Consider the following 20,394-nt stretch of genomic DNA (forward strand, 5'->3'; position numbering starts at 1 on the left):
CCCAATCAAGGGTATTGAATTGATATAAATCGTGCTCATATAAAGCAAGATGCGCGCCAACTTTTATTTGTTGCGCAGTTTTCTTACATGAATAATAAAAATTGCGCATTTAACGACCTTTATTCTCTGTACATCAGTCATCATGATATTAAGCTATCATGATAGTGTTCCAAAATGGTGCAATGTTGGAATTTTATTATTTGATTGGATGTATTTTGGTGCATTATACAAAGAGTCGTGTTTCCACCTGTTTTTATCTCTGGAAAAGTCATACAATACGCGGATTATAGTGGAGCGCAGATTCATGAAGTCCCCCAAAGTCGGTTTTGTATCTTTAGGTTGTCCTAAGGCATTGGTAGATTCTGAACGAATTTTAACTCAGTTGAAAACTGAAGGTTATGATGTTGCATCAGATTATGATGGTGCTGATTTAGTTGTTGTGAATACCTGTGGTTTTATTGAATCTGCAGTACAAGAGTCTTTAGACGCTATTGGCGAAGCCATGAGCGCAAATGGTCGTGTAATTGTTACTGGCTGTTTAGGTAAAGACGAAGACAAGATTCGCCAAATGCACCCTAATGTACTCAAAGTTACAGGTGCAGCTGCATATCAGGAAGTGATGGAAGCTGTACATCAGTATGTTCCAGAGCCACCTAAGCACAATCCTTTTATTGACCTTGTCCCAGAGCAAGGAATTCGTTTGACCCCAAAACATTATGCCTACTTAAAAATATCAGAAGGATGTAACCATCGTTGCACGTTCTGTATTATTCCAAGTATGCGTGGTGACCTTGTATCACGTCCTGTGGGCTCAGTGTTGAGTGAAGCACAAGCATTGAAAAAAGCAGGGGTAAAAGAAGTCTTGGTGATTTCACAGGATACTTCTGCTTATGGTGTTGATACTAAATATAAGCTTGATTTTTGGAATGGTCAGCCTGTTAAAACCAAGTTCTATGACATGTGCGAAGCATTAGGTCAGTTAGGAATTTGGGTGCGTTTACATTATGTCTATCCATATCCGCATGTTGATGCGGTGATTGACTTGATGGCGCAAGGCAAAATCCTGCCATATCTAGATATTCCTTTTCAACATGCCAGTCCGCGCATCTTAAAATTGATGAAGCGACCAGCCCATAGTGAAAATACATTAGAGCGTCTAAAATTATGGCGTAAAAAATGTCCTGAACTGGTGATTCGCTCTACATTTGTAGTCGGTTTCCCAGGTGAAACTGAAGAAGATTTCCAAATTTTACTGGATTGGTTGCAAGAAGCTCAGCTTGATCGTGTCGGTTGCTTTACTTACTCGCCTGTAGAGGGTGCGACTGCCAACGATTTGCCAGATCACGTTCCAGAAGAAATTAAGCAAGAGCGCTATGAGCGCTTTATGGAAGTTCAGCAAGCGATTTCTGCTGCCAAATTACAAAAACGTATTGGTCAAACCATTACAGTTTTAGTGGATGATCTTGAAGAAGAGTTCCCTGTGGCTGTTGCACGTTCTTATGCGGATGCACCTGAAATTGATGGTAACGTATTTGTTGAAGATATTGATAAATCATTGATTAAAGCAGGTGACTTACTTGAAGTCGAAATCACAGATGCAGATGAATACGATTTATTTGCAAAGTTGATTAAAATTAAATCGGCATAAAAGTAATTGATTTCAAATTGATTGAATACGAATAAAATTGTAGATATAAGTATTGGAGTTTTGTGATGTTAGATTCTAAAAAGCCGCGCTATGAGCGAATTTTGCTCAAACTTTCGGGTGAGGCGCTTGCAGGTAATAAAGACATGGGGATTGATGCCCCTGTGTTGGATCAAATGTCTTTATCTATTGCTCACTTGGTCGGTTTAGGTGTGCAAGTCGGTATTGTTGTTGGTGGTGGTAATTTATATCGCGGCAGTCAACTGCAAAAAGATGGGCTTGTTGGTCGTGTAACAGGCGATCAAATGGGTATGCTTGCGACTGTCATGAATGGTCTGGCATTACGTGATGCTTTGGTACGCCGTAACATTAAAACACGTTTAATGTCTGCGCTTCCAATTGGTGCAGTAGTTGAGTCTTATTCAAGCCGTGATGCAATTCGTCATCTTACTCAAGGTGAAGTTTGTGTATTTGTTGCAGGTACGGGTAACCCATTCTTTACTACTGATACAGCAGCGTGCTTACGTGGTATTGAGATTGAAGCTGATCTTATTTTAAAAGCAACAAAAGTAGATGGTGTCTATAACAAAGACCCAAGTAAATATGACGATGCAATTAAATATGATCATTTAAGCTTTGACCAAGTATTGGATGAGAAACTTGGTGTGATGGATTTAACGGCAATTTGTTTGTGTCGTGACCATAATGTACCACTTCAAGTGTTTGATATGAACAAATCAGGTGCATTACTTTCTGTAGTAATGGGTGAAAAAGAAGGGACACACGTTACAAACTAATGTACGTGTGGGATAAAGCTCTTTATACTACTGCAATTTTACGTTATACACATTTATAAGTAAGGAAGATCATATGATTAACGATCTTAAAAAAGACGCTGAAGACCGTATGAATAAATCATTGGAGTCTTTGGAACATGGTTTTGCAAAGGTTCGTACAGGTCGTGCGCATCCATCAATCCTCAATGGTGTTATGGTTCCTTACTATGGTTCTGATGTGCCATTAAACCAAGTTGCAAACGTTGGTGTTGAAGATTCACGTACTTTGTTGGTACAACCATTTGAGCGTTCAATGGTATCTGCAATTGATAAAGCGATTCGTGAATCAGACTTGGGTTTAAACCCAGTAACTGCTGATGCAATTCGTGTACCGATGGCTGCATTGACTGAAGAAACACGTAAAGACATGCAAAAAGTTGCACGTAATGAAGCTGAAAATGCCAAAGTTGCGATTCGTAACATTCGTCGTGATGTTTTGGGTGATATTAAGGCATTATTGAAAGATAAAGAAATTTCTGAAGATGATGAGCGCCGTGCAGGTGATGATATCCAAAAAATTACAGACAAGTTTGTTGCTGAAGTAGATAAACGTCTTGCTGCTAAAGAAGCTGAATTGATGAAGGTCTAAGATTTATAATGACCGCATCTGAAGACAACCATCTTCCAAAACATGTTGCCATCATTATGGATGGCAACAATCGTTTTGCTAAAAAGAAACAACTACAAAAAGGTGATGGGCACCGTGAAGGTAAAAATGTCCTTGACCCAATTGTAGAGCATTGCCGTAAAGTGGGTGTTCAAGCCCTGACTGTATTTGCGTTTTCAAGTGAAAATTGGAATAGACCACAGTATGAGGTTGATTTGTTAATGAAATTGTTGGAGGAAACAATTCATGAGCAAATTCCCCGTATGGAAAAATTCGAAATCGCGTTGAGATTTATTGGTGATCGTAGTCGGCTTTCTCCAGAGCTACGTGAATTAATGTTGCATGCTGAACAAAGGACTGCTAAGTTCAGTAACATGACTTTAACAATTGCTGTGAGTTATGGTGGTATGTGGGATATTACGGATACTGCACGTAAGCTTGCGCAACAAGTCAAAGATCGAAAAATTGATGTGAATCAAATCAATACTGAATTATTTGCACAACAAATAAGTTTGGGCGATTTGCCACCTGTAGATTTGTTGATTCGTACTGGCGGTGATTACCGCTTATCTAACTTTTTATTGTGGCAAGCTGCCTATGCTGAGTTGTATTTCACTCATACTTTGTGGCCTGAGTTTACGGTACAAGAGTTGGATCATGCGTTTAATATTTTTTCAGGGCGAGAAAGACGTTTCGGAAAAACATCTGAACAAATTCAACAAGAACATATAGAGAACTGATAATGTTAGAGCGGATTATAACCGCATTGGTATTGGTTGCAGTCGTGCTGAGTTGCATGTTTGCAACAAAATCACAATATCCGATGTTAGTGTTAATGATTATCGCAGCTGGGGCGGCAGGTTATGAGTGGTTTAAACTCATGCCACATGAATCTGACTCTGTAAACAAGTTAAAAGCTGCTGGATTTGGTTTACTCACCGCTATTTTTTCTGGTTTAGCATTATATTTTAATGATTTGGCACTTATCCTTTGGAGTGCATCTATCCTCACTTGGTTGTGTAGCCTGTATTGGGTTAAAAATTATCCTGAATATGATGGTTGGTACAATGTTACTTTAAATATCGTTGGATTGGTGCTGATCAGTGCTGCTGTTACTGCTATTTTTGAAGTGTGGAAGAGTTCACCGTGGTGGCTGATGTACCTGTTTTTACTGGTTTGGGGTGCAGACAGTGGTGCATATTTCGTTGGACGTAAATTTGGTAAACGTAAATTGGCACCAGATGTGAGTCCGAATAAATCTATTGAAGGTTTAATTGGCGGGATTGTCACAGTTGCTATCGTTATTGTCATTGTTCAATCGATTTACCTACATTTAACGCTTTCACAACATATTCTTTTCCTTGTTCTGTCTATTGTGACGGTATTTAGTTCAGTGTTAGGCGATTTGTTTGAATCTATGATTAAACGTCGTGCTGGAATTAAAGATTCAGGTCGTATCCTTCCAGGGCATGGTGGGGTACTTGACCGTATTGATTCATTGCTTGCTGCAGCTCCTATTTTTGCAGCAGGAATGTATGTTTTAAAACTTATTGGTGTAGATTTATAGATGTCACAATCTGTTTGTATATTAGGTGTTACAGGTTCTATTGGGCGCAGTACTTTAAAAATTTTAGAACAGCATCCAGATCAGTATTCGGTTTTTGCTGTGACTGGATATAGTCGAATAGAAGAACTGAGTGAAATATGCAAACAGTATCGCCCGAAGTATGTGGTTGTACCTTCCAGTAAAGTTGATGAATTAAAACAACGCTTAAATACATACAAGATTACAGATATTGAAATCTTGAGTGATGAAGCAGGTTTGATTGAAGTTTCACAACATCCTGATGTGGATGTGGTAATGGCTGCAATCGTTGGGGCTGCAGGATTACTTCCAACATTGGCTGCAGTAAAAGCAGGTAAGCGTGTATTGCTTGCAAATAAAGAGGCCTTGGTGATGTCGGGGGATCTGATGTTGCAAGCAGCTCAAGAACATGGTGCTTTATTGTTGCCTGTAGATTCTGAGCATAATGCGATCTTTCAGTGCCTTCCACAAAATTATTTGCAGATTGAGCGCCAAGGCGAACCGTTGTTAGGGGTAAAGCAAATCTTATTGACCGCTTCAGGCGGTCCTTTTTTGAATCATACGCTTGAACAACTCCAAACCGTAACACCAGCACAAGCTTGTAAGCACCCAAATTGGTCAATGGGGCAAAAAATCTCTGTTGATTCTGCGACATTGATGAATAAAGGCTTGGAATTAATCGAAGCGTGTCATTTATTTTCAATTAAAGAACAATTTGTTACAGTTGTTGTTCATCCACAAAGTATCATTCATTCAATGGTTCAGTATGTGGATGGTTCGACTTTGGCTCAAATGGGTAATCCAGATATGTGTACCCCGATTGCACATGCACTAGCATGGCCTGAGCGGATTGAAACACATGTCCCACCTTTAGATCTATTCATCCATTCGCAACTTGATTTTCAAGCACCAGATATTGTTCGTTTTCCAGCACTTAAGTTGGCTCGTCAAGCCATGCAGTCTGGAGGGCTTGCACCATCAATTCTGAATGCAGCCAATGAAATCGCTGTTGCAGCTTTTTTACAGGAAAAGATTGCTTTCTTGGAAATTTCACAAGTGGTTGAACATACTTTAAATCACGTTCAAAATGGTTCAGCAGATTCGATTGAAACGATTTTGCAGACAGATCAACTTGCCCGCCAAGTTGCTTCACAACGCATTATACAATTGGGACGCTGATCATGAGTGTACTATTTATCATTGTCGCTGCGATATTGCTATTGGGTCCATTGATTGCAATCCATGAATTTGGACATTATTGGGTAGCACGAAAGCTTGGTGTAAAAGTCCTTGTTTATTCAATTGGATTTGGTCCAACTTTATTAAAATGGACCTCTAAAAAATCAGGTATTCAATATCAACTGTCAGCTTTGCCGCTCGGTGGTTATGTCAAAATGCTGGATGAGCGTGAGGGCAATGTGAGTGCAGAAGATCTGCCTTTTGCATTTAATCGTCAATCTCCGTGGAAGCGCATCGCCATTGTTGCAGCAGGACCATTTATTAACCTGATTTTTGCAATTTTTTTATTTTGGATTTTATTTTTACCAGCACAGGAACAACTGAATACACGTGTCGGTGCTGTTTTACCGAATACGCCTGCAGCGACTGCTCAGATGCAAGTGGGTGATAAAATTGTTGCGATTGATGGTACACAAGCAAGTACCTGGGAAAAGTTGAATTACGCAATTGTTGATCGTGTTGGCGAAACGGGTCATATTGATGTACAAGTGGAGCGTAATGGGCAAGCGCAAAGTTTTGCTTTACCCATTAAAGATTTCTTAAAAGATCAAAGTCAGTCACCATTTGATGTGCTTGGCTTTACTCCTTATCGACCGCATATTCCTGCCACTGTCTATAAGTTAAGTTCAGATGGTGCTGCAATTCGCCAAGGGATGAAAGAGGGTGATCAAATCATTTCGATCAATCAAGTGAAAATGAAAGATTGGTTTGATGTGGTAGATGTGGTACAAAAATCACCTGAAAAGTTACTCAATGTGGATGTGTTACGCCAAGGGCAAATTGTACATTTACAAGTGATGCCTCAAGGTAAACGTGACAACATGGGGAATGTGACAGGTATGTTGGGTGTGCAAGCACAGACCGATAAATTGTCTATTCCTGCTGAATATAAGCAAACCATTCAATACAATCCTGCTGAAGCATTTGTTGTTGCTGTTGAAAAAACAGGGCAACTTTCAGCAATGATTTTGAATTCTATGGTCAAAATGGTACGTGGCTTAATTGGATTAGATAATTTATCTGGCCCAATTACCATTGCTAAAGTCGCTGGTCAAAGTGCTGAAATGGGGTGGCAAACCTTTATTTCCTTTATGGCTTTGATGAGTGTAAGTTTGGGGATTTTAAATTTATTACCTATTCCAATGTTAGATGGCGGACATTTGGTTTACTACATTATTGAAGCAATTCGTGGTAAGCCTGTTTCTGAACAAATACAATTGGTTGGGCTAAAAATTGGTATGGTACTGCTCGGTAGCATGATGCTTCTTGCAATATTTAATGATTTTATGCGTTTATAACGCGATACTGGATTAACTTACTGGAAAATAATAGGCATGCAGCACTCACATTTATTTATGCCATTGGCACTCGTTAGTGCAATGGCAGCTGTACAGCAAGTACACGCGGCAGATGAGTTCATTGCACGTGATATTCGTGTGGATGGATTGGTTCGTTTAACGCAACAAAATGTTCTTGCACTTTTACCAATAAATAGTGGTGACCGTGTTAGTGATCCAGTTATCGCAGAGTCTATTCGTGCTTTGTATGCATCAAATCTTTTTGATGATATTCAAGCTTCAAATCAAGATAATGTATTGGTTTTCAAAGTTGTTGAACGTCCTGTTATTTCAAAGATTAACTTTAAAGGCAACAAACTCATTCCGAAAGAAGCTTTAACAGACGGCTTAAAGAAAATGGGGCTGGCTGAAGGCGAAGTGTTGAAAAAATCAGCATTACAAACTTTGGAAACTGAATTAGAGCAACAATATGCTCAGCAAGGTCGTTATGATGCTGACATTAAAGTTGAACAAGTTGCACGTCCAAACAACCGTGTTGAACTGAATATCAATTTTAATGAAGGAAAAGCTGCTAAAGTTTTTGATATCAATATTATTGGTAATACTGTCGTTAGTGATGATGATATCAAGCAAGCATTTGCTGTAAAAGAAAGTGGTTGGCTTTCTGTGATCTCTCGTAATGACCGCTATGCTCGTGAAAAGATGTCTGCGAGTTTAGAGTCGCTACGTGCATTGTATTTGAATAGAGGTTATATCAACTTCGATATTAACAGTTCAAACCTCAATTTGAGCGAAGACAAAAAACATATCTTTATTGAAGTTTCGGTCAATGAGGGTGAGCAATTTAAATTTGGTGAGTCTAAATTCTTGGGTGATGCGTTATATAAACCTGATGAACTCAAAGCATTGCAAATTTATAAAGATGGCACAACCTATTCACAAGAAAAAGTGAATGCGGTGAAACAACTCTTACTTCGTAAATATGGTAATGCGGGTTATTACTACGCGGAAGTGAACGTTGTCCCTGAAATCAATAATGAAACCCATGTGGTGGATTTAAACTACTATATTAATCCAGGTCAACAAGTCACAGTTCGACGCATCAATTTTACAGGGAATACCAAAACTGCTGATGAAGTGTTACGTCGTGAAATGCGTCAAATGGAAGGTGCTTTAGCAAGTAATGAAAAAATTGACTTGTCTAAGGTGCGTTTAGAGCGTACAGGTTTCTTTAGTAAAGTTGATATTAAACCTGTGCGTGTACCGAATACACCAGATCAAATGGACTTGAATATTGATGTTGAAGAGCAACATTCAGGGACCAGTACATTGGCTGTGGGGTATTCTCAAAACGGTGGTATCACATTCCAAGCAGGGTTAAGCCAAACCAACTTTATGGGTACAGGTAACCGTGTTGCAATTGATTTATCTCGTTCAGAAACTCAAGATTATTATAATCTAAGTGTTACAGATCCATACTTTACCATTGATGGGGTAAGCCGTGGCTATAACATGTATTATCGTAAAACCAAACTGAATGACAACTATAACGTCAACAACTATGTCACTGACAGTATTGGTGGTGGACTCACCTTTGGTTATCCAATTGATGAAAATCAAAACATCAGTGCAGGTTTAAATATTGATCAAACCAAGGTAACGACTGGTGCTTATGTTTCGACCTATGTTCGTGATTATTTAAAGGCGAATGGTGGAAAAACAATTGGTACGAGTACATATTGTGACGGTGACTGGAAAGCATTGGATCCTGCAAAACCTGATGATCTTTCATGTGTAGATTCGAATAATAATGTAAAAGACTTAACAACTTTTGAATCTGAATTTGAAGGTAAGTTTTTAACTTATAACTTAAATTTAGGTTGGTCATACAACACCTTAAACCGCCCAATTTTCCCAACCAGTGGTATGGCACATCGTGTAAATGCTGAAATAGCATTACCTGGTAGTGATGTTGAGTATCAAAAGATCACTTATGATACTCAGGCATATTTCCCATTAGGACGAGATTTTGTTTTACGTGGTTATGGTAAGTTAGGTTATGGTAATGATTTACCATTCTACAAAAACTTCTATGCGGGTGGTTTTGGCTCGGTACGTGGTTATGACAACAGTACTTTGGGACCTACTTACCCAGGTGTGACGTATAACGAAAGAAAAACCAAAGATTATGATCCTGAAGAAGTCGGTGGTAATGCTTTAGTGCAGTTCGGTACTGAGTTGGCTTTACCTGTACCATTCAAAGGAGACTGGGCACGCCAGATTCGTCCAGTGGTTTTTGTAGAAGGTGCACAAGTATTTGATACCAACTGTAGTACAGCAACGGGTGACTTGTATTTAAATGGCTCAAAAGATCCGATCTCTGCAAAACAATATTGTAAAGACAACTATGACTTTGATTTAAGTAACATGCGTTATAGTGCTGGCGTAGGCTTTACATGGATCACCATGATTGGACCACTTTCATTGAGTTATGCATACCCATTGAATGATAAACCAGGCGATCAAACTAAAAATATCCAATTTGAGATTGGTCGTACTTTCTAAGTACGATCTTTCTTTAATATTTAAAGACGATAAGGAATACATATGAAAACAATGAAAATGATGGTGATGGGCTTAGGCTTAGGGTTTGCTGGACTGGTTCAAGCAGCGGGCTTTGGTGTGGTTGACTTGGAAAAAGTTGTAGAGAGTAGTACCTTCTTAAAACAGCAAAATGCAAGTTTAGAGCAATCTGTTAAACCGCAAACCACTAAATTAGAACAAATCACTAAAGATATTGAAGCGTTGAAGCAAAAAGCTCAAGCTCAAGGTGCAAATGTTCAGCAAATCAATGCGCAATACCAAGCTAAAGTAAATGAATTCCAAACGATTCAGCAAGGTGTTCAGGCAAAAGTTCAGAGCACAATTCAAAATACCAATGCGACTTTTGAAACGCGCGTAAAGCAAGCTGCTGAACAATTGCGCCAAGAAGCAGGTTTAGACTTTATTTTGAATAAAAATTCAGCACTTGCGTATGACGCAAAGAATGATTTAACTGCTAAAATGATCCAAAAGGTTAATGCAATTAAATAATCAATGCGATCAAATCAATTTCATCTCGATGAATTAGCTCAACTTGTTCAAGGTGAGCTAATTGGTCAACCAAAGTTGCTACTCAGTGGACTTGCGAGTTTAGAACAGGCTCAATCTCATCATATTGCTTTCGTCAATGGCGATAAATATTTAGCTGAAGCACAGAATTCTAAAGCTGGTGCTTTAATTGTGACAGCTGCGTTAAAAGAGCAACTTTCCAATCACCAGAATTTCATTGTGGTTGCAAATCCATATCTTGCTTTTGCAATGCTTACGCATCAATTTGAGATTAAAGTGACCAAACGTGGGATTGAAAGTACAGCTCAGATCGCTCCATCTGCGATTATTGCTGACGATGCTTATATTGGGCATTATGTGGTGATCGGTGAAGATTGTGTCATCGGTTCCAATACGATTGTTCAATCTAATACTCGAATAGATGATGGTGTTGAGATTGGTAAAGACTGCTTTGTTGATTCTCAAGTCACACTGACTGGTCAGACCAAGATTGCAGACCGTGTTCGAATTCATGCCAATACTGTGATTGGTGGCGAAGGTTTCGGATTTGCACCTTATCAAGGAAAATGGAATCGTATCGCGCAGTTGGGTTCTGTCCGTATTGGAAATGATGTGCGGATCGGTTCAAACTGCAGCGTGGATCGTGGTGCTTTGGATGATACGATTATCCATGATGGTGTGATTATTGATAATCTTGTGCAAATCGCGCATAACGTTCAGATTGGTGAGAATACGGCTATCGCTGCGAAGTGTGGTATCGCCGGCAGCACAATTATTGGCAAAAACTGTATCTTTGCTGGTGCTGTTGGGGTGGTTGGTCACATAAAAATTGCCGATAATGTGACAATTACTGGAATGTCAATGGTCACAAAAAGTATTTCTGAAGCAGGTTCTTATTCTTCAGGAACTGGGCAATTTGAAACAAATCATTGGAAAAGAACAGTTGTTCGCTTAAGACAATTAGCAGATGTGCCATTGACCAAATTGGTGAAACAAATAGATCATATGCAGGCTCAAATCGAGTCCATTGAATCAACTTTAAAGTCGCGTAAATAATTATGACTGAGTCTAAATCTCTACCTTTTACGGTTCCTGAATTACCAATGCAAACCCAAACGATTCGTGAGTATCTTCCTCACCGTTATCCGTTCTTGCTTGTAGATCGTGTAACTGAAGTTACAGAGAATGGGATTGTAGGATACAAAAACGTTTCAATTAATGAAGAATTTATGCAAGGTCATTTCCCTGGCTATCCAATTATGCCGGGTGTTCTGATCGTTGAGGCGATGGCACAGGTTTCGGGTGTGCTTGGTTTTATCATGAATAATGAAAAGCCTCGACCTGGTTCGTTGTTCTTATTCGCTGGCGCAGAAAAAATACGATTTAAAAAACAAGTCGTACCAGGTGACCAACTCGTGCTAAAATCTGAATTACTCATGCAAAAACGTGGCATTTACAAGTATTTATGTACTGCCAGTGTTGACGGCGTGGTAGCAGCGACAGCTGAAATTATCATTTCTCATCAGAAATTAGAGCAGGCATGAGCAGTAACGATTTAATACACCCAACCGCTATTATTGACGCTTCTGCAGTGATAGCACCTGATGTTCAAATTGGTCCCTATTGTATTATTGGACCTCAAGTGACCATTGGTGCTGGTACCAAACTCCATTCACATGTCGTGATTGGTGGGTTTACCCGAATTGGAAAAAACAACGAAATTTTTCAGTTTGCGAGTGTCGGTGAAGTTTGTCAGGATTTAAAATATCAAGGTGAAGAAACTTGGTTGGAAATCGGTGACAACAATAAGATTCGTGAACATTGCAGTCTACATCGTGGAACTGTACAAGATCATGGATTAACCAAAGTGGGTAGCAACAACTTACTGATGGTCAATACGCATATTGCACACGATTGCCAGATTGGAAATAACAATATTTTTGCAAATAATGTTGGTATTGCTGGTCATGTTCATATTGGTGACTTTGTTATCGTTGGTGGAAACTCGGGTATCCATCAGTTCTGTAAGATTGATTCTTACAGTATGATTGGCGGAGCATCACTCATTCTAAAAGATGTACCAGCTTATGTGATGGTTTCTGGTAATCCTGCACATGCATATGGTATGAATGTTGAAGGAATGCGTCGTAAAGGCTGGTCTAAGAACGTGATTCAAGGCTTAAGAGAGTCTTTTAAATTGATCTATAAAGAAAATTTAACGACTGAACAAGCAATTGAACGCATTCGCCAAGAGATTCTTCCTGAAGTTGAAGAAGCACAATTGCTGATAGATTCTGTATTAGAATCTAAACGTGGTATTGTGCGTTAATCATTTCATGATAAAAAGCTAAATATAAAAAATGCCTCACGATGAGGCATTTTTTATAACTAACACAATGACTTTGTTTTTAGCCCTTTTTGAAATAACCTGCTTCTTCAGACTTAGGGTAGGTGCTTAACAATTTACTTTTATAGACATTTGCTGTTTGCGTATTTTTATTGACATCTTTTGCAATACTATAAAGTTGGTATAAAGCACGTGGTGCTTTTGACGAGTTAGGGAATTTAGCAGCGACGATCTCGTAATTCTTTTTAGCTTCATTGTAGTTTGGTGGATCAATTGCCAATTGAAACTCAGCCAACCAAAAATAAGCATTTCCTGTATAAATACTGTTTGGATAATTTTTAATAAAATTTTGCATTGGCGCAATGGCTTGTTTTGCACCACCTTTCTTATAAGCATCTAAGGCAACAGTATAGGCAGCTTTTTCAAGCGCAATAGGATCACTGGTATTATTACTGTTTGTAGGTGTTGCTGAGGTTTGAGCTGTTTGTGTTGCAGGTTGCTGTTGTGTAGCTGTTTGATTCGGTGCTGCTGTCTGTGTGGTCTGTTCTGAATTTTCGACAGCAGGATTTGTCGTCGGTGCATTTTCAGCAGGTGCTTGTTGTTCTTGAGAATTATTGTCTGGCTCTAGCTTTTGGTTCAATAACTCAAGACGTTGATCGAGGTCAGTATAGCGATTGCTTAATTCTTTATTGAGCTGATCAATAGCATGATCTTGTTCTTCAATTTTGCCACGTAATTCACGAATTTGATTTTCGAGTTGCTGATTCTTTTGAATAAGATCCCAATTCATATTTCCAGTAATTGGAGCAGAAGAATTCGCTATATCATTTCCTGAGGACGCGTTGCTTAATCCACGAGACTCAATTGGAATCGCATATAAAGATGCTGAACTGAGTAAGGCAATCGAAAAGAGAGCATGCTTTTTTAGCATAATTAAAAATCCATTAAAGTCAAAATCTTCCCACGTAAGGAATAAAGTTGCTTGAAAACCAATAAATGTGATCATTAAAAACGGCTAGAAGCGGAATTGCAAGGTGCTTTTACAATGTTCAGATAATTCTAGTGGAATGTGAAGGCTTTTTGTAATAAATCCGTTGTTCATATTCACGTTTAAGTTTCTCATGCGTGCTTTCTAAAAATATATTAGATCATGAAATTATTCTTAATTGTATGTTTTTTATTGAAAAATTTAAGTGACACGATCCAATATTTTTTATTGCATAGAAAAGATTAGCGATAATTTTTAACATTTTAGGTTTTACATGTTAGCTATGAGCTAAAAATATATTGAAGTTAGATCATATCTAGTATAGCGCCTTGCCTATATGCTCATTTGACTATTATGCGAGGTTATCGGTTACTAGCATATTTTAAAGATGATATAAATTTATGTGCACTATGCACCGTTTTAAAAAAATTATTGAATTAATTTTAGTTTTATTAATATAATATAGTAAAAATCATTATATTAATAATAAAGTGTAATATGGTTATATTTTAAGTGATTTAAATATAATTAATAGGTGTATGAAAAAAAAATTGTGAATTTTTTTTATTTATGAATAAAAAAAATCTTTAATATATTTTTTTAAAATATAATTCTTATCGAGTATTATCAGTTATTGATAAATTTACTGTTTTATTTTTATTGATAATTAGTTTTAATTTTATTTTTTTAACCTTGCTAAAATATACATTTTTGTAATTATTATTTTTCCTTCCATCGGAATTTAAATGTCAAAATTGTTTTTTTGTATACATTCTTAATGTGAATTATTTAGTAAAAATTAATTTATATTTAAGGATGGGTATATGGAAAATCAGCTACGATATATAAAAATTGCACTTGGCTTGTCATACTTATTTGCTACTCATATGGCATATGCTCAAGATTTTAAAAGATTTTCCATTTCAGCGGGTTGGCTGAATGTGCGGTCAACAGGAGATGCTCAACCTTTTAGGATTAATACTTCTGTTGCTGAAAAAACAATGTCTAAAGTTGGGATGATTTCAGGGGCTGCGGTTGCTAAAAATTTAGATCAAGCTCGAATCAATCAAATGGACCCAGAATTGATCAGAACGATCAATATGCAAGACCCTGCAACCGGGAAATATCCGCTTGATTATATTTTGGAGATGATACCAAATGCGGAGAATCCTGAAGCTGCGCTTGAATATGCTACAGGTATCGCTGAAATTAATGGCTTAAGTGCATGGACGGCAAATGCAGGATTGGAAGTTAAAAACGTCAATACGGCTGGGCTAATGTTTAATTATAACATCAATGAACATGTTTCGATTCAGCTGATGGGGGGTATTCCACCTACTGTAGATTTAAAAGGAAAAGGGCAGATATATGCACCATTTTCAGCGACCTCACAACCATTCGGCGGGGATTCCGGAAATTTATACTTAAAAAATAATTTGTTAATTACAAATTTAGATCAATATAACTATGCCGCCTCAGCACGAGCTTGGACACCAGCATTACAAGCACAATATTATTTTGGGCGACCTGGTATTAATAAATTAAGACCATTTCTAGGTTTTGGCTTTATGTATGCTTATTTCAATGAGATTAAAATCAATGCTGGCGTTAAAAATGATTTAATTGCAGCGGGGCATATGATTCAAAATATTGATGATCAGAAAGCAGGTGCCGCTTTGGAAGGTAAAGCTTCAACAGGTAAAATGCGAGTTAAAGCAGATGCAAATGATGCTTTTGCTCCGATCTTTTCTGCAGGGTTTACTTATGACTTTAAAGAGAATTGGTTTGCTACGGCATCTGTATCATATGCAAAACTTGACAATACAGCCACCATTTCAGTTTTGAATGACAATACTGGAAAACAATTGATTTATGCCAAAACTAAAATTCAGATTGATCCATTGATGAGCTATTTAGGCATTGGATATCGTTTTTAAAGAGAGCAGGTGAATCCTTAAATATGAGTAAGTCATAACACGTTTTAATGATGATTAAGTTTCCCCCTCAAGCCATAAAGCCCGAGTCTAGTCCACTCAACTTTTTTTATGGCTTTTTTTTATGGTTTTTTTTTATGGTTTTTTTGCAAAAAATAACCACATTGATGACGAAATAAGCAAACGAATGAATAACTTGAGAAAATCACAATGTTTGGCTTGCAAGAAAATAAAAAATCTCTATACTCTGTTCTTGCAATGGTAGCCCTGCTGGTGGTTTCGCAATTGTACTCTGAAAACCCCGCCAGGACCGGAAGGTAGCAACGGTATCAGAACTATGATGTGCCGAAATTTTGCTAGTAGGGTTGCCACCAGATTTTCTAAATCTAATAATTATTCAAAATATAAATTTTTTGTCTATTACACAATCGCTAGGTACTTTATCTTTAACTCATTTTATATATTTATTATCCATCCTCATTTTCTTTTCTAGAAATCGCTTTCATAATCGCGTCTATTTCAAAGCCACGATATTGTAAGAAACGAATTTGTTTAGCTTTGATTTTAGGGTCTTTACTTACCTCAAAACCATATTTTTTGACTTTGAGTTGATAAGCTTGTTCATACCAATCAATTTCAGCAATATCTTCTTGTACTAAGCTTTTATCGAGATGTTTAGCACGCAAGGCCAACTTGATTCGATTAGGTCCTTTGCCTTTGCGAACTTGGCTACGAACCGTCATTTCAGCGACACGTTGATCGCTTTGATAGTTATTTTCAGATAATTCGTCCACTAATGTTAAAACTTCTTCACGGCTTTGTGCCAAAGTCATCAGTTTTTCAATAAGATCTGCTTTGGAATATTCTTTACGGGTTAAGACTGCAAAAGCATATGATCGTAAACGTGTTCCCGTTAAGCCCTGTGGTGCTGGTGTGCAATCTTGATCAGCGATAAAGGCATGCTGATTATTGACCTCATTGCTTATTGTACTAGTTGGAGGAAGAGGTGCAGTTTCATCCTCGCCAAACTGCTGCTTTAGTTTTTCGTAGTCTAGCATCTTAGGAAATTTAGCTTGGCTCATATCTTTAATAACAATAACTTTCGTTGGTATTTGTCATAGTGTAGCGCCTATTTGGGGTTTTAACAGCGCATAAGCTGTACAGATAGATGAGCTGTCATGTCAGGCATATTATTCAATTCACTAAATAGGCTTACCAATACTGTCTGATTCAATCTGATCGATGATAAAAATCGATTTTGGACGTAAATATCGTGGTGTCTTTTGACTGATCCAATCTTGTAATTGATTGATATCTAAATATTGTTTAAGGATGACTTTAACTGCTAAACATTGTCCTAGATCTACATCATCTACCGCATATGCTTGAGCATATTCTATGAGGGAGTGTTGGTATAAAATATTTTCTAAGTCAATTGGATAAATATTGATCCCCCCACAAATTAGCATATCATCACGTCGACCTTTTAAATAATAATATCCTTGCGAATCTCGGACAGCTAAATCACCACATTCAATCCATTGATTAGGGGTAATTGACCACGCACACTTACTCCATAAAGTACCAATTTGACCGTGTTCGAGAATTTCTCCTGATAGATCAGTAATTTTTAACTCTACACCTTGAATAGCTCTACCAATACTGTCCGGATGTGTTTTTAAATCTTTAGGGGTTGCGATCATATTAATCCCAGTTTCTGAACTTCCATATAGATTGAATAATTGAATGTAAGGGTAGTGTTGTTGAACTTGATGAACCAAATGAGCACTTAAAGGCGAACTTCCTGAAATGATATGCTGGACCGAGCTGAGCATTGAGCGAGATTTAATCAGTCTATGTAAGATTGTGGGTACTAAGTTTAGACAATCAATTTGGTAGTGTTTAATCCATAAACAGGCACTTTGTACATCAAAGCGATTTTGCAAGATGACGGTCTTATGAAAGCTTAAAGCCATTAAACTTGCAGTTAAACCAGCAGCATGGCAGATCGGTGTCATGACAAAAATCTGTTTAATTTTAAAGAACTTTAATTGTCTAAGCATGAGATCTAGTAAAGGCAGGCATTGCAATGGATTTGAATGTCGTGTTGCTACTTTAGGAATACCCGTAGACCCTGAGGAACAGACACTAATTTTGTTAAAAAAATAGCGTTTGATATGAAAATGTTGTGAGTCGTGTTGTGATGGAATATCTGAATAATGCTGAACTTTAATTTTTTTTAATCGCGCTAAATGCCCAATCAAATAAAATTTTTTCTGATCCAGCAGCGTTTGAAGTTTATGTTCGATTAAATTGGGGTTAATGATCACAATATCCTTGCCTAAACGACTTAAAGCAAATAAAGCAGCCAGGCTATCTAAATCTTGTTCAAGCATGAGTGCAAGTTGATTTGGAAATTGACTTTGATATTCTGGTTTTATCCATTCACAAATAAGTTGATCAGTACGATGTTTTAAATCTTGAAAACTCACCTCTACGCCATCGATAATCAATGCCGTTTTATTCTTATTAATTCGGGTTTGCGCATCTAAAATACTGTATAGATGCACACCATGTTTCATAACACTGAATAACAGACTAAGACACCATTTGATTACGAATCGCCATGACATTTTACTTTTTCCGTCCAAGAATAAAGCGATAAAAATAATAAATTGGTCTTGAGAATAGACTTGATGTAACTTGTGCCCAAATTAACCACCATGGCTGCCATTGCCGTTTATGCCCAATCAGGCTATCTAAAATTGCATTTGCTGCACTTTGTGCCTGCATTGCAGGCATGTGATCATAGTGTTTGGTTGGCAAAATCATACGTGTGCGTACCAGTGGTAAATAAATGATACTAGTATCAATTTGCTGAATAGCAAGTTCGGGTTGGATGGCAAGGATCCATTGTTGCATAGCAACTTTAGATGCTTGATAACTTGACCAAAGTGGGGGAGCGAATAGTTTGGCATTAATGGTAGAAACAACCAAAATTTGCCCACATTTCAGTTTTAAGTCTGGCAATAATAAACGAGTGAGTTGAGCAGGGTTGATGTAATTAATTGCAATACAGCGATCAATATCTTGAGGTCGATCTAAACTCTCCCAGATCGAGCGTTGAATGGATTTACCTGCATTATGAATCAGAATATCAACGTGTAAATTTTTCTCTTGCAGACTTTGAAATATATTTTCAGCTGCTTCCAGTTCATATAAATCTGCACTGACCATTTCAACATGGCAGTGACCACGTTCTAATTCATTTTTTAGCTGTAAAAGTTTATCAGTACTTCGCGCAACTAAAATCAGGGTACATTCAGTATGTGCTAAACGTTTCGCACATGCTTCACCAATTCCAAAACTGGCACCTGTAATGAGAATCGTCTTATTTTTAAAATGTTGATCTATTTTCGCTTGAGTAATTCTTGGACCTTGAAAAAATAAAAACTCAGCCAATCTTGTAATATTTGTCTGCATAAGAATAAATGTATTTGATGTTGAATATCATTTTAAATCAGTTATAACTGAAATTTATTAGAAATCACAATCAATTTCAATTCAATAATTTGTATAAAAAAGCGCCTCGAAAGGCGCTTAGGAAAAATAAAGAACTGATAGATCAGATTAAACATCTAAAAAGTCAGGTTCTTCTTCTTTCTCTTCAACAGGTGCAGCATTTGCTGTAGTTAAGAGCTTTTCACGAATCATACGATCAAGATCTTGCGCCAGTTGTGGATTTTCTTCTAAATGGCGAATGACATTGTTTTTACCTTGACCGATTTTATCGCCTTGGTAAGAATACCATGCACCTGCTTTTTGAACCAGTTCTTGAGCAACGGCAAGATCAACCAACTCACCCAAGTGATTAACACCTTTACCATACATGATTTGGAAAATCGCTTCACGGAAAGGAGGAGCCATTTTATTTTTAACAACTTTCACTTTGGTTTCAGAACCAACGATCTCATCGCCTTCTTTGACTTGACCAATGCGACGAATATCTAAACGTACTGAAGCATAGAACTTCAATGCATTACCACCCGTTGTGGTCTCAGGGCTACCAAACATAACACCAATTTTCATACGGATTTGGTTAATGAAAATTACCATACAGTTTGAACGCTTTGCATTACCAGTGATTTTACGCAATGCTTGGCTCATCAAACGTGCTTGTAAGCCCATGTGAGAGTCACCCATTTCGCCTTCAATTTCAGCTTTAGGAGTCAATGCAGCTACAGAGTCGACAACGATCAGATCAATCGCACCTGAGCGAACAAGCATATCGGCAATTTCAAGTGCCTGTTCACCATTATCTGGCTGTGAAACTAAAAGATTATCAATATCAACCCCAAGTTTACGGGCATATTGTGGATCTAAAGCGTGTTCGGCATCAATAAAGGCACAAGTTCCACCCGCTTTTTGGCATTGTGCGATTGCCTGTAAAGTCATTGTGGTTTTACCAGAAGATTCAGGACCATAAATTTCAACAATACGTCCTTTGGGTAAGCCCCCGATTCCTAGTGCAATATCAAGTGTTAAAGAGCCAGTAGAAACAGCTTCAACAGCTTGTACAGTATTATCCCCTAAACGCATGACTGTATTTTTACCAAATTGTTTTTCAATTTGGCTAAGTGCCGCGTTCAGTGCCTTGCTTTTGTTATCATCCATCTCGTAAACCTCAAACGATGTAATATCACTAATATCTTAAGTGGATGTCATTAAATTTGATCTTTCGTCCACAGGAGTAATAGTGACAGAAAATTAAAAATGGTTCTATCTTTAAAAACAGTAGTACGAC

General features: G+C 37.7%; 18 protein-coding genes and 1 other RNA gene. 14 read left to right on the top strand and 5 right to left on the bottom strand.

Annotated elements, in window-relative coordinates; translation table 11 throughout:
- Window positions 1-304 precede the first annotated feature (304 nt).
- The 12 genes from rimO to lpxA all read left to right on the top strand — a co-directional run bounded on the left by rimO (window position 305) and on the right by lpxA (window position 12,650).
- A complete protein-coding gene (gene rimO / locus TOL5_RS09520; protein WP_121774585.1) occupies window positions 305-1,648 on the top strand; it encodes a 30S ribosomal protein S12 methylthiotransferase RimO in 1,344 nt (447 codons plus the stop codon).
- A gap of 65 nt (window positions 1,649-1,713) precedes the next feature.
- Window positions 1,714-2,442 (top strand): UMP kinase, encoded by a 729-nt coding sequence (gene pyrH, locus TOL5_RS09525; protein ID WP_004830468.1) that lies wholly within the window; start codon window positions 1,714-1,716, stop codon window positions 2,440-2,442.
- A 73-nt stretch (window positions 2,443-2,515) separates the two neighbouring features.
- Entirely contained in the window at window positions 2,516-3,070 is a 555-nt protein-coding gene (gene frr, locus TOL5_RS09530) for a ribosome recycling factor (RefSeq protein WP_004830469.1), read from the top strand.
- An 8-nt stretch (window positions 3,071-3,078) separates the two neighbouring features.
- Complete coding sequence (gene uppS, locus TOL5_RS09535; protein ID WP_121774584.1) at window positions 3,079-3,828, top strand: polyprenyl diphosphate synthase; 750 nt, start codon at window positions 3,079-3,081, stop codon at window positions 3,826-3,828.
- Window positions 3,829-3,830: 2 nt separating this feature from the next.
- A complete protein-coding gene (locus tag TOL5_RS09540; protein WP_042085510.1) occupies window positions 3,831-4,655 on the top strand; it encodes a phosphatidate cytidylyltransferase in 825 nt (274 codons plus the stop codon).
- On the top strand, window positions 4,656-5,852 hold the full coding sequence (gene ispC, locus TOL5_RS09545; RefSeq protein ID WP_121774583.1) for a 1-deoxy-D-xylulose-5-phosphate reductoisomerase: 1,197 nt from the start codon (window positions 4,656-4,658) through the stop codon (window positions 5,850-5,852).
- Between the two features lie 2 nt (window positions 5,853-5,854).
- Window positions 5,855-7,210, top strand: coding sequence for an RIP metalloprotease RseP (gene rseP / locus TOL5_RS09550; protein WP_121774582.1), 1,356 nt, complete (start codon window positions 5,855-5,857; stop codon window positions 7,208-7,210).
- Window positions 7,211-7,246: 36 nt separating this feature from the next.
- Complete coding sequence (gene bamA / locus TOL5_RS09555; protein WP_042085502.1) at window positions 7,247-9,775, top strand: outer membrane protein assembly factor BamA; 2,529 nt, start codon at window positions 7,247-7,249, stop codon at window positions 9,773-9,775.
- Window positions 9,776-9,817: 42 nt separating this feature from the next.
- The gene (locus TOL5_RS09560) at window positions 9,818-10,303 is read left to right on the top strand and encodes an OmpH family outer membrane protein (protein ID WP_042085500.1); all 486 of its coding nucleotides are present in this window, start codon (window positions 9,818-9,820) and stop codon (window positions 10,301-10,303) included.
- A 3-nt stretch (window positions 10,304-10,306) separates the two neighbouring features.
- Entirely contained in the window at window positions 10,307-11,377 is a 1,071-nt protein-coding gene (gene lpxD, locus TOL5_RS09565; protein ID WP_121774581.1) for a UDP-3-O-(3-hydroxymyristoyl)glucosamine N-acyltransferase, read from the top strand.
- Between the two features lie 2 nt (window positions 11,378-11,379).
- Complete coding sequence (fabZ, locus tag TOL5_RS09570) at window positions 11,380-11,865, top strand: 3-hydroxyacyl-ACP dehydratase FabZ (protein WP_004719745.1); 486 nt, start codon at window positions 11,380-11,382, stop codon at window positions 11,863-11,865.
- Window positions 11,862-12,650, top strand: a complete 789-nt coding sequence (gene lpxA, locus TOL5_RS09575) for an acyl-ACP--UDP-N-acetylglucosamine O-acyltransferase (protein ID WP_004830478.1) — start codon at window positions 11,862-11,864, stop codon at window positions 12,648-12,650. The genes fabZ and lpxA overlap by 4 nt, the downstream gene beginning before the upstream one ends.
- Before the next feature lie 79 nt (window positions 12,651-12,729).
- On the opposite strand, the gene TOL5_RS09580 is transcribed toward lpxA, so the two are convergent.
- Window positions 12,730-13,602: a YbgF trimerization domain-containing protein gene (locus tag TOL5_RS09580; protein ID WP_227543984.1), complete on the bottom strand. Its 873-nt coding sequence runs from the start codon at window positions 13,600-13,602 to the stop codon at window positions 12,730-12,732.
- Window positions 13,603-14,480: 878 nt separating this feature from the next.
- On the opposite strand from TOL5_RS09580, the gene TOL5_RS09585 reads away from it, so the two are divergent.
- Both TOL5_RS09585 and ffs read left to right on the top strand, forming a co-directional pair.
- Entirely contained in the window at window positions 14,481-15,593 is a 1,113-nt protein-coding gene (locus tag TOL5_RS09585) for an OmpW/AlkL family protein (protein ID WP_046760789.1), read from the top strand.
- A 265-nt stretch (window positions 15,594-15,858) separates the two neighbouring features.
- Window positions 15,859-15,955, top strand: an RNA gene (gene ffs / locus TOL5_RS09590) — signal recognition particle sRNA small type.
- A gap of 102 nt (window positions 15,956-16,057) precedes the next feature.
- On the opposite strand, the gene TOL5_RS09595 is transcribed toward ffs, so the two are convergent.
- The 4 genes from TOL5_RS09595 to recA all read right to left on the bottom strand — a co-directional run bounded on the left by TOL5_RS09595 (window position 16,058) and on the right by recA (window position 20,264).
- Entirely contained in the window at window positions 16,058-16,672 is a 615-nt protein-coding gene (locus tag TOL5_RS09595) for a regulatory protein RecX (RefSeq protein WP_121775208.1), read from the bottom strand.
- A 120-nt stretch (window positions 16,673-16,792) separates the two neighbouring features.
- Window positions 16,793-18,223: a class I adenylate-forming enzyme family protein gene (locus TOL5_RS09600; RefSeq protein WP_046760787.1), complete on the bottom strand. Its 1,431-nt coding sequence runs from the start codon at window positions 18,221-18,223 to the stop codon at window positions 16,793-16,795.
- 1 nt (window position 18,224) lies between these two features.
- Complete coding sequence (locus TOL5_RS09605) at window positions 18,225-19,073, bottom strand: SDR family NAD(P)-dependent oxidoreductase (RefSeq protein WP_221260695.1); 849 nt, start codon at window positions 19,071-19,073, stop codon at window positions 18,225-18,227.
- A gap of 147 nt (window positions 19,074-19,220) precedes the next feature.
- Window positions 19,221-20,264: a recombinase RecA gene (gene recA, locus TOL5_RS09610; RefSeq protein ID WP_004830485.1), complete on the bottom strand. Its 1,044-nt coding sequence runs from the start codon at window positions 20,262-20,264 to the stop codon at window positions 19,221-19,223.
- Window positions 20,265-20,394: the final 130 nt, after the last annotated feature.

The organism is Acinetobacter sp. Tol 5 (genome assembly GCF_019702905.1).
GTDB classification, from domain to species: domain Bacteria; phylum Pseudomonadota; class Gammaproteobacteria; order Pseudomonadales; family Moraxellaceae; genus Acinetobacter; species Acinetobacter bereziniae.

Coding starts and splice junctions, on each gene's coding strand:
- rimO (WP_121774585.1), top strand. CDS start 305: ATGAAGTCCCCCAAAGTCGGTTTTGTATCTTTAGGTTGTCCTAAGGCA.
- pyrH (WP_004830468.1), top strand. CDS start 1,714: ATGTTAGATTCTAAAAAGCCGCGCTATGAGCGAATTTTGCTCAAACTT.
- frr (WP_004830469.1), top strand. CDS start 2,516: ATGATTAACGATCTTAAAAAAGACGCTGAAGACCGTATGAATAAATCA.
- uppS (WP_121774584.1), top strand. CDS start 3,079: ATGACCGCATCTGAAGACAACCATCTTCCAAAACATGTTGCCATCATT.
- TOL5_RS09540 (WP_042085510.1), top strand. CDS start 3,831: ATGTTAGAGCGGATTATAACCGCATTGGTATTGGTTGCAGTCGTGCTG.
- ispC (WP_121774583.1), top strand. CDS start 4,656: ATGTCACAATCTGTTTGTATATTAGGTGTTACAGGTTCTATTGGGCGC.
- rseP (WP_121774582.1), top strand. CDS start 5,855: ATGAGTGTACTATTTATCATTGTCGCTGCGATATTGCTATTGGGTCCA.
- bamA (WP_042085502.1), top strand. CDS start 7,247: ATGCAGCACTCACATTTATTTATGCCATTGGCACTCGTTAGTGCAATG.
- TOL5_RS09560 (WP_042085500.1), top strand. CDS start 9,818: ATGAAAACAATGAAAATGATGGTGATGGGCTTAGGCTTAGGGTTTGCT.
- lpxD (WP_121774581.1), top strand. CDS start 10,307: ATGCGATCAAATCAATTTCATCTCGATGAATTAGCTCAACTTGTTCAA.
- fabZ (WP_004719745.1), top strand. CDS start 11,380: ATGACTGAGTCTAAATCTCTACCTTTTACGGTTCCTGAATTACCAATG.
- lpxA (WP_004830478.1), top strand. CDS start 11,862: ATGAGCAGTAACGATTTAATACACCCAACCGCTATTATTGACGCTTCT.
- TOL5_RS09585 (WP_046760789.1), top strand. CDS start 14,481: ATGGAAAATCAGCTACGATATATAAAAATTGCACTTGGCTTGTCATAC.
- TOL5_RS09595 (WP_121775208.1), bottom strand. CDS start 16,672: ATGAGCCAAGCTAAATTTCCTAAGATGCTAGACTACGAAAAACTAAAG.
- TOL5_RS09600 (WP_046760787.1), bottom strand. CDS start 18,223: ATGTCATGGCGATTCGTAATCAAATGGTGTCTTAGTCTGTTATTCAGT.
- TOL5_RS09605 (WP_221260695.1), bottom strand. CDS start 19,073: ATGCAGACAAATATTACAAGATTGGCTGAGTTTTTATTTTTTCAAGGT.
- recA (WP_004830485.1), bottom strand. CDS start 20,264: ATGGATGATAACAAAAGCAAGGCACTGAACGCGGCACTTAGCCAAATT.